At 33.2% G+C, this 15,114-nt stretch carries 11 protein-coding genes; all 11 read right to left on the bottom strand.

Translation table 11 applies throughout. The annotated features are described in order from the left end of the window. Window positions 1-9 precede the first annotated feature (9 nt). The 11 genes from rfbG to BN1360_RS06265 all read right to left on the bottom strand — a co-directional run bounded on the left by rfbG (window position 10) and on the right by BN1360_RS06265 (window position 15,102). A complete protein-coding gene (rfbG, locus tag BN1360_RS06315; protein ID WP_068779045.1) occupies window positions 10-1,083 on the bottom strand; it encodes a CDP-glucose 4,6-dehydratase in 1,074 nt (357 codons plus the stop codon). Next, window positions 1,083-1,877: a glucose-1-phosphate cytidylyltransferase gene (gene rfbF / locus BN1360_RS06310; RefSeq protein ID WP_068779044.1), complete on the bottom strand. Its 795-nt coding sequence runs from the start codon at window positions 1,875-1,877 to the stop codon at window positions 1,083-1,085. Before rfbF ends, rfbG begins: the two co-directional genes overlap by 1 nt. An 18-nt stretch (window positions 1,878-1,895) precedes the next feature. Then, the gene (rfbH, locus tag BN1360_RS06305) at window positions 1,896-3,458 is read right to left on the bottom strand and encodes a lipopolysaccharide biosynthesis protein RfbH (protein WP_082789962.1); all 1,563 of its coding nucleotides are present in this window, start codon (window positions 3,456-3,458) and stop codon (window positions 1,896-1,898) included. Continuing rightward, window positions 3,458-3,829: a GtrA family protein gene (locus tag BN1360_RS26375; RefSeq protein WP_420707884.1), complete on the bottom strand. Its 372-nt coding sequence runs from the start codon at window positions 3,827-3,829 to the stop codon at window positions 3,458-3,460. Before BN1360_RS26375 ends, rfbH begins: the two co-directional genes overlap by 1 nt. A 66-nt stretch (window positions 3,830-3,895) precedes the next feature. Then, on the bottom strand, window positions 3,896-6,274 hold the full coding sequence (locus tag BN1360_RS06295) for a LamG-like jellyroll fold domain-containing protein (RefSeq protein ID WP_068779043.1): 2,379 nt from the start codon (window positions 6,272-6,274) through the stop codon (window positions 3,896-3,898). Window positions 6,275-6,320: 46 nt separating this feature from the next. Beyond that, window positions 6,321-8,501: a hypothetical protein gene (locus tag BN1360_RS06290; protein WP_068779042.1), complete on the bottom strand. Its 2,181-nt coding sequence runs from the start codon at window positions 8,499-8,501 to the stop codon at window positions 6,321-6,323. After that, window positions 8,494-9,864, bottom strand: coding sequence for a glycosyltransferase family 4 protein (locus tag BN1360_RS06285; protein ID WP_068779041.1), 1,371 nt, complete (start codon window positions 9,862-9,864; stop codon window positions 8,494-8,496). Before BN1360_RS06285 ends, BN1360_RS06290 begins: the two co-directional genes overlap by 8 nt. An 11-nt stretch (window positions 9,865-9,875) precedes the next feature. Continuing rightward, window positions 9,876-10,919, bottom strand: coding sequence for a glycosyltransferase family 4 protein (locus BN1360_RS06280; RefSeq protein ID WP_068779040.1), 1,044 nt, complete (start codon window positions 10,917-10,919; stop codon window positions 9,876-9,878). Then, entirely contained in the window at window positions 10,916-12,763 is a 1,848-nt protein-coding gene (locus BN1360_RS06275; RefSeq protein WP_068779039.1) for a methyltransferase domain-containing protein, read from the bottom strand. Before BN1360_RS06275 ends, BN1360_RS06280 begins: the two co-directional genes overlap by 4 nt. Then, complete coding sequence (locus BN1360_RS06270) at window positions 12,753-14,375, bottom strand: ABC transporter ATP-binding protein (RefSeq protein ID WP_068779038.1); 1,623 nt, start codon at window positions 14,373-14,375, stop codon at window positions 12,753-12,755. The genes BN1360_RS06275 and BN1360_RS06270 overlap by 11 nt, the downstream gene beginning before the upstream one ends. Then, window positions 14,362-15,102: a hypothetical protein gene (locus BN1360_RS06265; protein WP_068779037.1), complete on the bottom strand. Its 741-nt coding sequence runs from the start codon at window positions 15,100-15,102 to the stop codon at window positions 14,362-14,364. The genes BN1360_RS06270 and BN1360_RS06265 overlap by 14 nt, the downstream gene beginning before the upstream one ends. Between the last annotated feature and the right edge of the window lie 12 nt (window positions 15,103-15,114).

Raw genomic sequence — 15,114 nt, 5'->3', positions numbered from 1 at the left:
ATCCCCTTTCTATGAATTTACATATTCATTAATCTGATTGAGGCAAACTTCTCTTAAGCTTGATTTATCCCTCGAAAATGCTATATTAAACTCCACGATTTTATCGATAACATAGTCTAAATTCCATCTTGGACGCCAATTTAAATAAGTAATCGCTTTAGAACAATCAAGCTTCAGAAAATGAGCCTCATGTGGTTGTGGATTTGTGTCAATGAAAACAGACGTCTCTGTCCCCCACTTTTCACATAATCTTTTAACAATCCATTCGACTGGCTTAGCATCCTCATCACGTGGCCCAAAATTCCAAGCACTTGAAAATTCCGATCCCCTTTCAAATAGACCTTGAGCTAAAAGCAAATAACCACTTAGGGGCTCAAGCACATGTTGCCACGGTCTAATGGAATTAGGATTTCTAATAATAATTGGTTCATTTGATGAAATAGAGCGTATGCAATCCGGTACCAATCGATCGCCAGCCCAGTCACCACCGCCAATTACATTACCTGCTCTAGCAGAAGCTACAGCCACATATCGCCCATCCTCTTTATTACTAAAAAATGAATTACGGTAGGCGCTGGTTACCAGCTCAGAACAAGCTTTACTGCTTGAATAAGGATCATAGCCTCCTAGTGGCTCATCCTCTCTATATCCCCAAACCCATTCTTTATTATCATAACATTTATCAGTCGTTACATTCACAACCACCGAAACACTCTCACAAATTCTAACTGACTCAAACAGATTTACTGTTCCCATCACATTAGTTGCATACGTTTCTGCAGGACTCTTATAAGATTCACGAACTAAAGGCTGCGCCGCCATATGAATCACTATATCCGGCTTGGCTTCCTGCATTGCAAATTGAAGAGACTCTCTGTCTCTGACATCAGCGATAACGCTTTTAGTAATTAGCTCTTCGACATTAAGTAGTTCATATAAATTGGGTTGAGTATTCGGTTCTAATGAATACCCTGTTACCTGAGCACCCATAGAAGATAACCATATACTAAGCCATGATCCCTTAAAGCCAGTATGCCCTGTAAGGAATACTTTCTTGTCTTTCCAAAAAGCAGAATCTATCATTATATATTCACCAGCTCTTTACCCCAAGTTTTCCAAGGAGCCTTTCCTGATTTCCAAAGCTCCTCAAGATAATTTTTATCGCGAAGGGTATCCATAGGTTGCCAGAATCCCTCATGCTTAAACCCCATCAGTTCATCATTTTTCGCTAGGCCTTCTAGCGGTTCTTTTTCAAACACTGTTTCATCTGAGCTTATATAATTAAGTACTTCCGGCTCTAGCACAAAGAAGCCAGCATTAATCCAAGCGCCATCACCTTTAGGCTTTTCTTGAAATCCTTTCACTTCATTATTTGGATTTATTTCTAACGCACCAAACCTTCCGCTAGGCTGAACTGTTGTCACTGTGGCAAGTCTACCATGTAATTTATGGTATTGAACAAGCTCCGTAATATTTACATCCGAGACTCCATCCCCGTAAGTCAACATAAACGGCTCGCTTCCTATGTATTCCTGAACCCTTTTGACCCTGCCACCAGTCATAGTATCAACCCCAGTATTTACCAGGGTGACTTTCCAAGGTTCAGCCGTATGCTGGTGAGTAATCAATTGGTTACCATTTTGAAAATCAAAGGTTACATCTGATTCATGCAAAAAATAATGCGCAAAGTATTCTTTAATATAAAATCCTTTATAGCCCAAACAAATAATAAAGTCATTAAATCCGTGTTGAGAATAAAGCTTCATAATATGCCACAGAATAGGCTTCTGTCCGATTTCGATCATTGGTTTCGGTCTAAGATGCGACTCTTCACTGATTCTAGTTCCATATCCGCCTGCTAGTATAACAACCTTCATTTCATTGTCCCCCATCAATTATTTTAAAAGAACAAATTGCTTGATTTTCTCAATCACATAATCAATCATCGTTTCAGTTAATCCAGGATAAACACCTATTAAGAAAGTATCATCTAATATTTTATCGGTATTAGTTAACTCCCCATGAATTCGATAATTCGCACCACGAAAAGCTGGCTGTCTTGTTAAATTACCCGCAAATAACATTCTTGTTTGAATTTTTTGAGACTCTAAATAGTTGACAATCTCATTTTTAGTAAAGTGAGCTCCATCACGAACAGTTAGAATAAAACCAAACCAGCTCGGGTCAGAATTCTCGGTAGCTCTTGGTAAAATAAAAAACCGTTCTAGTTCTTTAAGTCCATCATGCAACTTTTTGAAATTGGTTTTTCTAGCATCTACAAAGGCAGGAACCTTCTTTAATTGCTCCACCCCGATAGCAGCCTGCATTTCAGTAACTCTCAGATTATATCCAATATGAGAATAGGTATATTTATGATCATATCCATATGGTAGCGAACCAAGTTCCCAGCCGAAGCGTTTATTGCATGTATTGTCACAACCAGATGGACACCAGCAATCTCTTCCCCAATCACGGAAGGATTCAATAATGGTTTTTAATAGAGCGTTATTTGTATAGACTGCTCCACCTTCACCCATCGTCATATGGTGAGGAGGATAGAAACTCGAAGTTCCAATATGGCCATGAGTTCCCGTGAGCTTCCCTCTAAATGTTGAACCAAGAGCATCACAGTTATCTTCAATTACCCAAAGGTCATACTTATTTGCTATCTCCATAACCTTATCCAATTCGAATGGATTTCCCATTGTATGAGCAACCATAATTGCTTTAGTCTTAGAAGTAATCGCACCTTCAATTTGATCAGCCAGGATGTTATAAGTCCCCAACTCAACGTCAATAAACACAGGAACAGCTCCATTTTGAATAATAGGAGCAACGGTTGTCGGAAAACCTGCTGCAACTGTGATTACTTCATCACCTGGCTTAATCCGTTTTTCTTTCAATTTAGGAGATGTTAAAGCAGAGAAGGCTAAGAGATTTGCAGATGATCCTGAGTTAGTTAGAAGAGCATATCTTACACCGAGATACTCGGCAAATTCCTTCTCAAATTGCTTATTATATCTTCCCGCAGTTAACCAAAAGTCTAAGGATGAATCTACTAAGCTTCTCATTTCTTTCTCATCGTAAACACGTCCACCATAAACTACTGATGAATCTCCAGGAATGAAATTACTATTGCGGTCAGAGTGAAATAATTGATAATATTCTTCAACCTTCAATAGAATATCGAGTCTTTTTATCTTTTCAAATTCCTCTTTTTTTATCTCTGAATGGAATTCAGCTCCACTCGAATCAATATTTATTTGATTTCGAACATCTACAAAAAAAGAAGGGCCTTCACTATTATTAATATTAATTCCCATATGGAACTTATCCGATAGAGTTTCAGGCTTTGCTTTTGACAAGGCATACCCCGATAATATATCGTGATCAGTACTACTTACTAACGCATAACTCTTTGTGTTCTTAATGTAAACGATACTCCCAGATTCGATCATTATTGCACTCCTTTTGGGCTTTCCACATCATTAAAGCTCCAGTATTTATGTCCAAAAAAACTTACCAAAGTAGTTAAAAACAGCGCGATTGCCTGTGCAATTATTTTATTCAATGCTATTGTATCAATTAATAAAAATAAAAGTAATAGATTGACTAGAAAAGTTACGACATAAACAGACATAAATTTCATAGCACTTTTCGCACTATATTTCTTTTGTTCAAAAGTCCACTTATTATTCCATAGATAACTATGTGCTACACCTATAATATGCGAAAAAATTAATGCAATTAAATAGTTATCGTATAAAAAATGAATGAAGCCTGCAAAGGCTAAGAATCCTACTATCGTATTTAAAACACCAACTGCAATAAATCTTATAGATTGTCTTTGTGTTGATTTAAGTGTTTTTTTTAACTTCTGAATATTTACCCCCCCTTATTTATTTTGACTAACATTTTTCCAATTTAACAATACCTCTTCATTTGCAATATTTCGATTAGTAATCAACAACTCATTTACTACACCGTTAAAAGGGCGATCTCCTTGTATCCAATTTCCTATATAAAATGGCATACTACTGTTCTTGTAATGATCCTTAAGTACAATATTATTCATCAATGAACCATTTAAATAAATCGTTACCTTGTCAACATCAAATGAGATTACTATATAGTTTATCTCATTGGGTAACAAATCCAAATCAACTAAATCTATAAATTTTTCTCCATTTCCATAACTAAAGGTAAAGGTATTCTTCTCATCCTTCTTTTGTTGTAATACAAAACCTTCAGATTGATTATATCCAGGGTGATTGCCAAAAATATGTGCATAAGGAATCTGCTCCTCAAAGGGCTCCACCAATAATTCAATGCTGAATTTTGACAATAGACTTACGCTATCTAAGGCAATACCAGTTCCATATGAACTGGTTTCAAAACCTTTATGTAGAATATCTAGTTTAGAACTTATTAACACTAAATCCTGCCGATCCTTCTCATTAATAAACGTAGATATCCCAAAACTCCCTGACCCATTTACACTGACAGATTTAATATCAATTTCTTTCTTATTGTTGGTATATGAATATAATGATGTTGCTAACCCATTTACTAAATGTGGTTGTAAATCATCAAAGGTCAATCTAAAAGGTTCTAAACTTCCAGGTATCGTTGGATCAGCCCAATAGCCATCAATAACAATACCTTTAGCCTGTTCTTCCTTCGGGATATATATTTGAAAGCCACTACCAGACATACCATGAATTTTGTTGTCAATTGTGGATATATAATCCAGGCTACTAATCATTGCATAACTTAAACCATTCTCGTAATACCCGTAATTTAAGAAATATTGATCTGGTAGAGCTTGATTAGTATATGAATCCATACTAGTTACAGACATTATCTTGTTAGGCGAATACAAATTATAAAAGGCAGTAGTATCCCAAAGGTTTGCCTTCCCAACTATTAACTTTGAACTACTATTAATCTCACTAAACAATCCATTTTTTACAGCGTCTAAGACTAACTCCCTTGGATATAAGTATGTTCGATTTAACTCATCTACTACAACACTATTATTTAAATAATTTATGCTTCCTAAAGTTGAACACATGAGAAAAAAAATAATTGAAACACCTCTATTTAACTTTCCATTGAAAGAGTTAAACATTCTAAGTATCAAGGGTAAGCACAACATAATCAGTCCAAAATATGAAATGTAAACCGGGAGATAACCATTTCCCCAATTAACTTCAGTTTGATATTTTGGTGAAAAAGAAACTAGCAAGTTAGGTAGAATAAGAAAAGCACTGCCAAATACTATTAATACTTTATTAACTTCTCTACTTACTTGTTCTGACTTCACAGTCATAACAAATTTATTAAACAACAAATTCAGTAATATAATTAGCAAGCCTGAAATTATGAATTTAGTTGAATGGATGCTTTGAATATAAACTAAGCTTGATGGATTAAATGATATATAACTCAATGGAAATGCAGCAATAATTTGTTTGAAGAAGAGAACTATATAATCTTTAACCACGAAACTTGGATTATAGGCACCCTCATTTAATTCATTTAACCCTCCGATCCCGGCATTTATTCTTAATACCAAGGATGTTATCCCCATCACAAGCACAACTACAACATATGGAAGTAATAATTTTATTTTCTTTTGGAGATTTTCTTTCGAATATAAAAAAATAATAAGCAAATGTAGAATAATAAATAAATATGTTATTTCATATATAAGAGTACTTATTAAATAAAACGCAACACTCATAGAGTAATAATATATTTTATTATTCTTAGTAGATCTCAAATAAAATAGCAAAGAAATTAATGATAAAAGAGTTAGAGAAAATACCAATTCTAGAAGCCAGTGAAACCCTAAAATTGGATCATGTGGAATTCTAAATTGAAAAAAGCAGGCTGGCAAATACATTGCAGTTAAACCAAGAAATGTTGATCTCGTTATTGTTTTAATAAAAAAACTAAATAAAGTAATATTTAGTAGAACCATTAATAGAATCGAAATTTTATATACTATTACACTTTTTATAATATAAAACAGAAAATACATATAGAAAGCTAAGGGGAAAAAGCGTCCCTCACTCATCCATGATTGATTAATTGAAGCATAAAACTCAAAAACTGACATCCCTCGCTCATGAGCTATTCCATAGGCATAAGAATTAATTGAATCATCACTATAGTATCCACTGAAAATCATTGGTGATAATATGATAGCATTTAACAGCAAGGCAAGTATTATAAATATTATTATGGTATTATGTTTTTTACTTAACAAAGTGAACTAAGCACCCCTGAATAACTTGTCTTTACGATCAATCGCTTTATTCGTAACTACAAGAAAAATTTTCAATTCTATAATAAAGATCTCTACTATCATCTGTTGCATAAACTTTTTGAACATCATTTTTAAATCTGATATTATAACTTCCCTTTGGAATAGTGATATTTATTGTATAAGACTTAGGTTCATTATTAATTTGCATCTCTTCTGAAAATTCATTACTTTCAAATGTGATATTAGACAGCTCAGGGTAATTGGTTGACAATTGCATGTTTAATGTTACCGTTCTGTCTTTATTCGATAAGTTATATAGGGTTAATTCCCCCTCTTTTGATGCCCATCTCCAATTATGGTTATCATCACCCTCAAGATCATAAACTCCACGAGACCATCGAATGAGCACAGGGTAAAGTGTCTCTAACTTTTTTTCTTCCCATCCTTTATCTGAATAGTTACTTTTCAAATTTTCTTTATACTTCTGTAGGTCATAGAAAAGTAATCTCTCATCAGAACTTATTAAAGGTTTTATATTAAGTACTTTGGTTAATTGCTCTGTGAGTTCCTTCGCACCATCAGAATATCCATACGTATCAATATAGATGCCATTAAATCCAGAAATCGATAATTCATTAACCATAATATCAACTGGTTTTTCTGATAGTTGTTTTAGAAATAAATCACCTTCTCTTCCTTTGACCACACCATAGCTCCAACGTAATTTTCCTGAATGCAGATATCCCTTAAACAATTCATAGTCACTCATATTATTAACAGGAGGATTTTCCGGAAACGGAACATACGGAAGTTGGAAGATCTGAGATCCAGAAGGTAAAGACTTCTCGATTTTTCCGATGAAAGTTTTATCATTATAAAATCTTTGCTTTGTTGTAGCATAATCTGGAACCATCGAATTAGTCGTCTGATCTAAAATACCAACAAACATAACAAACATAACAAAAATACGCATTAGATTTTTATATAAATTTGTTTTTGTTCTTATCTTTTCGAATATAAAATTTAATATTACTAAAAAGGCTGTTATTGAAAAGAATGAAATAAAAATAGAAATGCGGTTATATGCCCTAATCTCTGATAAAATTGTCATTGCAAATACAGTACCGAATCCTCCGACTGTAGCCAACAAAAGAGCTGCTAAATTCATTTCACCTGAGAATGACAATATCTTACTAGAATCAAATCGTTTTCTAATGAATAGCATTATTAAGGAAATTAGTAATCCAATAGCCCCTACAATACCTAAGCTTGAAAAATCATTCTCATTAACTAATGGAGCATTACTATTATATGCTTCCTTCAATTGTGCTAGATAAGAAATTCTATGAGAAGTAACTGGTAAAACCAGTTGTGAGATCTTCAAACCATATATCTCAGACTCTACAAAGCTCCTGTCAGCAACAGCTGAATTACTGCCGTTTATCACTTTGTACGCTAAATTAGGGGCAATATTCAGTAAACTTCCACAGACAAGAATAGCAATAATTAAAATAGCATTGACTAGATTATGAATTTTTTTATTATTAATCCACGACGATGTACCTGCTATAATTAATAAGAAACAAGAAAAAAAAGTGTAATAGATCCCACATGAGGAAAATACCAAACAGAATAACACTAATAATATATTACTTTTACTCAAGTTTAGTTTAATTTTCCCCTTATTAATTCTATAAAAGTTGATCTCAGAGTTATAAATTTTATAAATTATAAAAACAATAATAGGAACAAAAAAATATGAAGATAAGAACAGGTGAGATTGTCCTCTTAAAAAGTGATACGGTACAAATGTAAACAGTTGACTCCCTAACATAGAGATAGAGGTGGATAACTTTAGTTTTCTAAATATATAGAAAGAAACAGCAGCTGTCAGTGGAAACGTCAATAAAAAATATACATTATATACAAGAGCGTATTGAGAAGTGAATAGTGAAAATACCTTAATTATTAAAAGAAAAAAATTATCAAACATTGTGAAGTCAAAAAATTCAAGACCAAAAGGGGCACCTACGAGGTTGTTTGTTAAGTACCATCCACTATCGATAATACTTTTTATCATCAGCCCTGTGAGAAGGGAATCCCCTGAGTAGCTCAAGGGAACTGACATATCTGCATTCCATAATCTTAGAATAATAATTACAAATAACACAGACAGTAACGCAGATAATAGAGTATAACCCGCTATATTTTTGAAATTCTTAGACATCGTTTTCTCCTACTTTTGAATAAAATACATTGCTTAATTCATCGATATTATTATGAATAATGTCTTTCATATTGTCATAATATGAACTGTAGATTGAAGTATATCTATTAAAAAATAGTCGCATACCCAAAAATATATTAATTTGCTTACCTTGGGCGACATCTTCAATAAAATGAATATATTTATTACAAGAATATGATAAAGTATGATTTTCATTAGCAAATTTTATTATTTCTTTTGACAAACTTATATTATCTGTCTTAAAAATTCTAACTATATAATTCACTAAAGCAGATACTTCGTTTTCTCCTATACTCACTTTAGAGACAATAGTATCGGGAAATTCAGAAAATGATCCTATATTCGTAGCTATAACTGGTTTTCCATGGCCCAATATTTTGAGTAGACTTGCTGAGTTCTCGCCTTGTGTTGGATATCTTAAATTTATACACATATCTGAAGCAGCAATATATTTATCAAAGTCTTCAAGTTCTACGTATCCTGTAAAAATCACTTCATTTTCTAACTTTCTTTTTTTCACAAGCTCTTGAAGTGGGTATGATGGTGCAATTTCACCAACAATATAAAACTTAATATTGTCAATTAATTTCTTGGATTTTATTATTTCTATAGCTTCAATAATCTTATCTATTCTTTTTGTAGGGTTCGCATATCCCAATGCACTAATCACAAAATCATTTTGATCAATATTAAGCTCTTTTCTGCTTTTTTCCTTCTCTAGATCCAAGTCATCCAATCTACTAATGTGTGGCGCTGGAATGGGTACCACCTCAATTGGTACATAGCTCGCCTGCTCATGAAGAAGATTCTTTGCAAACTGCGAATGAACAATTACACCTGCCGAATGATCCAATATTCTTAAATTTAGAGGATATCTTAAGGAATCATTCTCCCATATCGGTGGAATCACTCCGTTGACAAACCGATCTACTTCGTCGAGCCCTTCTTGACCATGACAATAGAGCATTTCATCACGATATGCCTGTAAGTTACCTTTTTCCAATGTTTTAGCTGCAAAAAAATGATGCAAGGAATAATCATGCAGCACTACTATCCCCGGGTATTTGATAATGAAATCATAAATTTCTTGATGCGCAGAAAAGTTATTTCCCATATGATAAAGAATTGCACTATACTGCTTCTCACCATATCTTTTGGGAAATTCGGCATACTCTCTAACTACGAAGTTTTCTTTAATATAATTATTCTCGATTTGAAATCCATTACTAATGTAGATCTCAATATCGTAAGTTTTAGCCAACTCCGGTAACAAATCTTCACTATAATCAGAAATTCCAGATCGAATTGGATTTAATGGTGAAAAATACGCTATCTTTCTCAATATTTAAACCCCTATCTTATTGTCTCAGTTAATCGATCTATAACATAATCCCAGGATATATGCTTAGCCTTCTCATATCCGGAATTCCCAAATTCCTTCGCTACTTGTTTATTCTGATATAAATAATTAATTTTCTCAGAAATTTCTAAGGAATTTGTTAAAATATAACCGTTAATATCATTCTGTACAAATTCTAATACCCCACCAGTGTCATTCAATGTAATAACTGGTTTTGAGGATAAAAACGCCTCTAATGTAACATACCCATAATCTTCATCATAAGGTGCAAAATAGACAGCTAAGCAATTAGCGTACAACTCAAGTAACTTCTTATCTTCTACAAAACCAAGGAATTTTACTCTATCAGTTAATCCCAGTTTAGCTGCTAATCGTTCCAAGTGATCCCGTTCAGGACCCTGTCCAGCTATTAAACATTTAATGTTAGAATTGGTCTTTTTAAGTGATTCTATTAAAAGGTCAACTCTTTTCAACTTATCTAACCTACCTACTGATAAGATATAATTATCAAAACTATCACTATAGTACAAACCCGTATGCTTAGGAGGATGATATAACGTTTCAGAATCAATCTTATTGTATTTAGCTAATCGATCTGTTGTGTTCTGAGCGATTGTAAAAATCTTTCGTGAATCACTAAGACTATTATTATCATATCTATTAATAAGCTCTTTAATAGATAAACTCTCAGGTGAGAAATCGTACTGACTGTATTCTGTTCCAAACAGATCGTATACCTGTCTAAATTGGTGCACCAGCCAGGTAACTTTATTTTCATGGTTTATACCATAGGAGGGAAATTTAGTTCCTATTACGAGATCAATTTTTTCTCCGTTACTTTCAGATAGATCAATAAATTTCCAATTCATCATACTTTGAATTAACTGCTCGTTTGGATACCATTTAAAAGGAAGTGCAATAACTTCTGAACTGTAACCTCTTTTTTTCAGTTCTGCACATAATGATTCAACCAACAGTTCGGCTCCGCCGTGAACAAATGGAACTTGTGAATGACAAATTGCTACCTTTTTCTTCATACCTTATCAACCACCCGTTTTTTTCTGAAACACACTATTCTTGAGAGTGGAAGTTCATCACAAACTCTTCCTATGTTTAAATACTCCCCAACTGGAATCTCATCTAAGACCTCGAATCCATAAGTATTAAGTTCACTTAGAATCTCGAACTTATGCCAAAAAACATCATAAACATTGAATGACCCCCATTTAAGTGAGGTGCGTAGTTGCGTTTCTGCCTGTGTATTAGGGAAATCCACAATACAAATACCATCATCTTTCAACAATCCATAAATCTTCTTATACAATGTCCCTCTGTCTATAATATTAAAATGTCTTATAAATCTAAAAACTGTGATGATGTCAAATCTCTTATCCGTCGAAAATTCAAAAAAGTTATCTTTTATAAAGCACACCGTATCAGATAACTTACTTACTGAAATAGCTATCATATATGAAGAATTTTCAACAGCAGTGACTTTTCCAAACTCCAATAACCCCCGAAGTATTCTTCCATCTCCAGAAGCAATGTCTAATATTTCATTTTCGCCAATTTGTTTTGGAGAGAACCTCTTTATAAATATATCGACGGCCTTTCTCTCAAGCTTATCATAAGTTCTCATAGGAAAGTCTGAGAATCTAGACTCATCATAATTTTCAGCTATAAAAGAATCATTATAATAACTGGTCATCCCATTGCGATCCATAACTAAAAACATATTATTATCATCCAATTCCTTTTGCCAATCCTTTAGCGTTGGCGACGAGGTTTGGTAAGCAAGTTGGTCATATATTCCCATGTAGCTTTTATTTAGATTCTCGATGTCAAATAATTCTTCTCCGTGAGCGACAACATTCATTTTATAAAAGTCGTAGTTATGTTTTAATTCTTCAAGTTTAGTTATCAAATCCTCACTATTACTTTGGGAAATAACTCCAAGTTGGTAGTGAGCTACTATATCCTTTAAACCAACATACTCTGTAACTAAAGCAGGAATTCCGATGAGTACTGATTCTACAATAGATAGTGGGCAAGAATGATTGTTTGACTGAGATGTATATGGTGCTAACATAACATCAATATTATTATAAAATTCAGCCATATCTAAATGACCATTATGAATTTCAATATTATTAATTTCATTCTTTTCACATAAACTAATTAGTTCATCATATCCTTCATATCTCCAAGCAACCTTGAATTTATAATTTGTTAGTTGCTGAGCTACTGATAATAACAAATAAATCCCTCTATCTTCCCAAATATCTTTTGATAGTGGTGAGGAAGCAAAGCCAATTGTAAAGTTGTTACGTTTCGATTGTTTTTGATTACTTTTTATAGCACTTTTTTTAACTCGTGGAAGCATCAAATGAGTCTGCAAGCCTATCTTTTCAAATTCCTGTTTTACAGTAATTGATTCTACAAATAAATATAGATTACCCACATCAACTGCATGTCTTAAATGTATAAGATAACCTTCATCATACTTATGGAATCCAATCATTCCAGTTATGGTATATAGAGTGGTAATCGGGAAATTAGGGTAATTCCGCTCGAATAAATAATATCCATCTAGGCTATCAGCGAAAACATGAATAATGTCCGGCTTTTCTTTCCGAAGCAATTCATTAAAATTTATTCCCCAGTAATAGACGTCGAATTGGTTATCATACTCCTCTACGTTATCCTTTATACAATCTTCAAGGGAAATAAACTTAAAATCATAATCTTCATTAACTAATTTATATGTTTGATAATATGTTTTTGCTTCCTTCTTTATTGCCTCAATATCTTTATCCTTCTTAAAAGAAAAGCAAAAAATATATATTTTTGGGTTATTTAAAATCTCATTGTTATTTAACATCGATTTTAGCCCCCGCCTTTATGTTCATATTTACCAATCCTATTGATTTAATATCAGATAAAACTCTAATGAAAGTAACATCAATCATTCTATCTATCGTGACAGTCTCATTACCTGATTGATCAGTTATACCAAAAGTAAGAAAGTAGGTCCCCTCATTCAAATAAATTGGTAGATCTATCTCAGTTTCTAAAAGAGTTCCATTTCTCACAGTTCCAATTTGCTTTCCAAGAATTTTAGTGTTTGTACCAAACAATTCAATTCCATTAATTGTTTTTATGATAACTCCAAAAACCGGTGAAGAAATTTCTTCAAACACCTCTGATTTAAGTCGAATTTTTAACTTTTCTCCACTCTTAAAAACAGTGGATGCATTACCTTCTTGGTCACACAATTCATAACCAGTAATTTTAGCTTTACCATTACCATACCTAATTTCATCTTTTTCTTTCTCCAATTGACTAGATACTTGAAGGTTGGCAGTCAGAGACATCTTCTGGTAGTAGTTCACCACGTCATTTGAGTTCCCCTCAAAGATCAAACTTCCATCGTAAATGATTCCTACCCGATCACAAAGTGCTCTAACGGCATTTAAATCATGTGTTACCAGAATAATCGTCTTTCCAAAAGCCTTAAATTCTTCAAATTTAGCATAACACTTCCGTTGGAACACTTCGTCCCCCACTGCAAGTGCCTCATCAATAATAAGCACATCAGGATCAACATGAATGGCCAAAGAAAAAGCTAGCCGAACATACATACCGCTAGAATAACTTTTGACAGGCTTATCAAAGAATTCACCAATATCAGCGAAGTCTTTGATCGCCTCCATTTGCTTTTGTATTTCATGGCTTGGAATACTGTATAAATAACTATTATAAATAACATTTTGTCTTCCAGTTAACTCAGGATGAAATCCTGCCCCTAACTCCAATAGAGCGGCGATCCTACCGTTCACTTGAAAAATACCTTGAGAGTGTTGTTTTGTTTGAGCCAAAATACTTAGAAGAGTACTCTTACCAGAACCATTAAAGCCAATAATACCGTATGTCTCTCCCTTATTAACATCAAAAGAGATATTTTTCAACGCCCAAAAATTCTGGTGTCTTTTTACAAATCCACCTGTAATAAATTCAACTATTTTTGAACTACTCTTAGAGTACAATTTAAATTTTTTTGATAATCCTTTGCAAACTATAGCTTTATCATCGTTTATATCTTCTTCATAATCTACGGATTGTTTTTCCAAAATAACATCAACAAATATTGAACTTGATCCATAAGAATTAAACCAAGAATCGCCTTCACGTACCAAGTCCCACTGTATGTCTAATTTATTTGAGTTTGTATACACTATATAATTACATTTGACCAGTACACTTTCGCCGGGGGCTATATTATACGGTAACTTCGTACGCATGCCCTCAACGATATCACCTTTATCACTTTTATAATGATAGCCAATTAATACAGGATGGTCCTTACTGTATGCATACCAAACCTCTTCGCCTATATTAGTTAAATTCAGTGAAATTGAACTAATTCTCCCTGAAGCTGTAACTCTACTACTTTTTTCATCAATCGGAATTATCCTTGCGTTATATGGAATCATTAGTTTTCAACCTACTTTTATTCATTCTCTCAAAAGCTGCTATTGCTTCCATTTCTATATCTATATTCTCCGGATTTTCTCTAAGTGCCATTAATAGCATGTGATACCTACTAAGCTCGTCATTACCATTGCCTTCAAACATTGCTAAATCCCTAAAGATACTACTTTTAATATCCCTATATAATTGAGCCATTGTTCTATTCATTTGCTCTTTTGTTTGAGTTAGATGTTCATTTATATGTTCATTCATCTGTTCATTTATCTTAGCCTGCAGTTCATTCTCATAGTAACTACGTATGCTCTCAAGATTAGAGGAGACAACTTCCTGTAGAGCAATCTTACATTCATCGACAATATCATCTACAATGCCTATGGAAATAGAATGAAAGACTTCATTATTTATATTGTTTTGTTCAACTTGTTGTCGATCAACAATATAAAACTGATCAATTACTTTCTGATTAAAATGAATTTGTTTCATGAATAACGGTCGTAGTAGTTTTCTTAATATCTTTTTAAACCTAACAATATATTTGCCCAAAATTTTACGATGGGAGAAAAACTCCACGTCTAAAATGTTATGAGAATCTATCAGTGGTTTTAACACAACCTCGCTCTGGTCATTACTGATTGGTTTGTTTAAGTGGTTATTGTTATTTAATTTGAACTGTATTCTATCAAGAATACGTTTCTTCAACTGTTCCTCATCAAAATTTATTTTTTCCATTTTTTCCCCCTG

Source organism: Paenibacillus sp. GM2 (genome assembly GCF_900069005.2).
GTDB lineage: Bacteria > Bacillota > Bacilli > Paenibacillales > Paenibacillaceae > Fontibacillus.
Note: the sequence above shows the minus strand (reverse complement) of the source record. Positions and strands in the feature narration are given on the sequence as shown.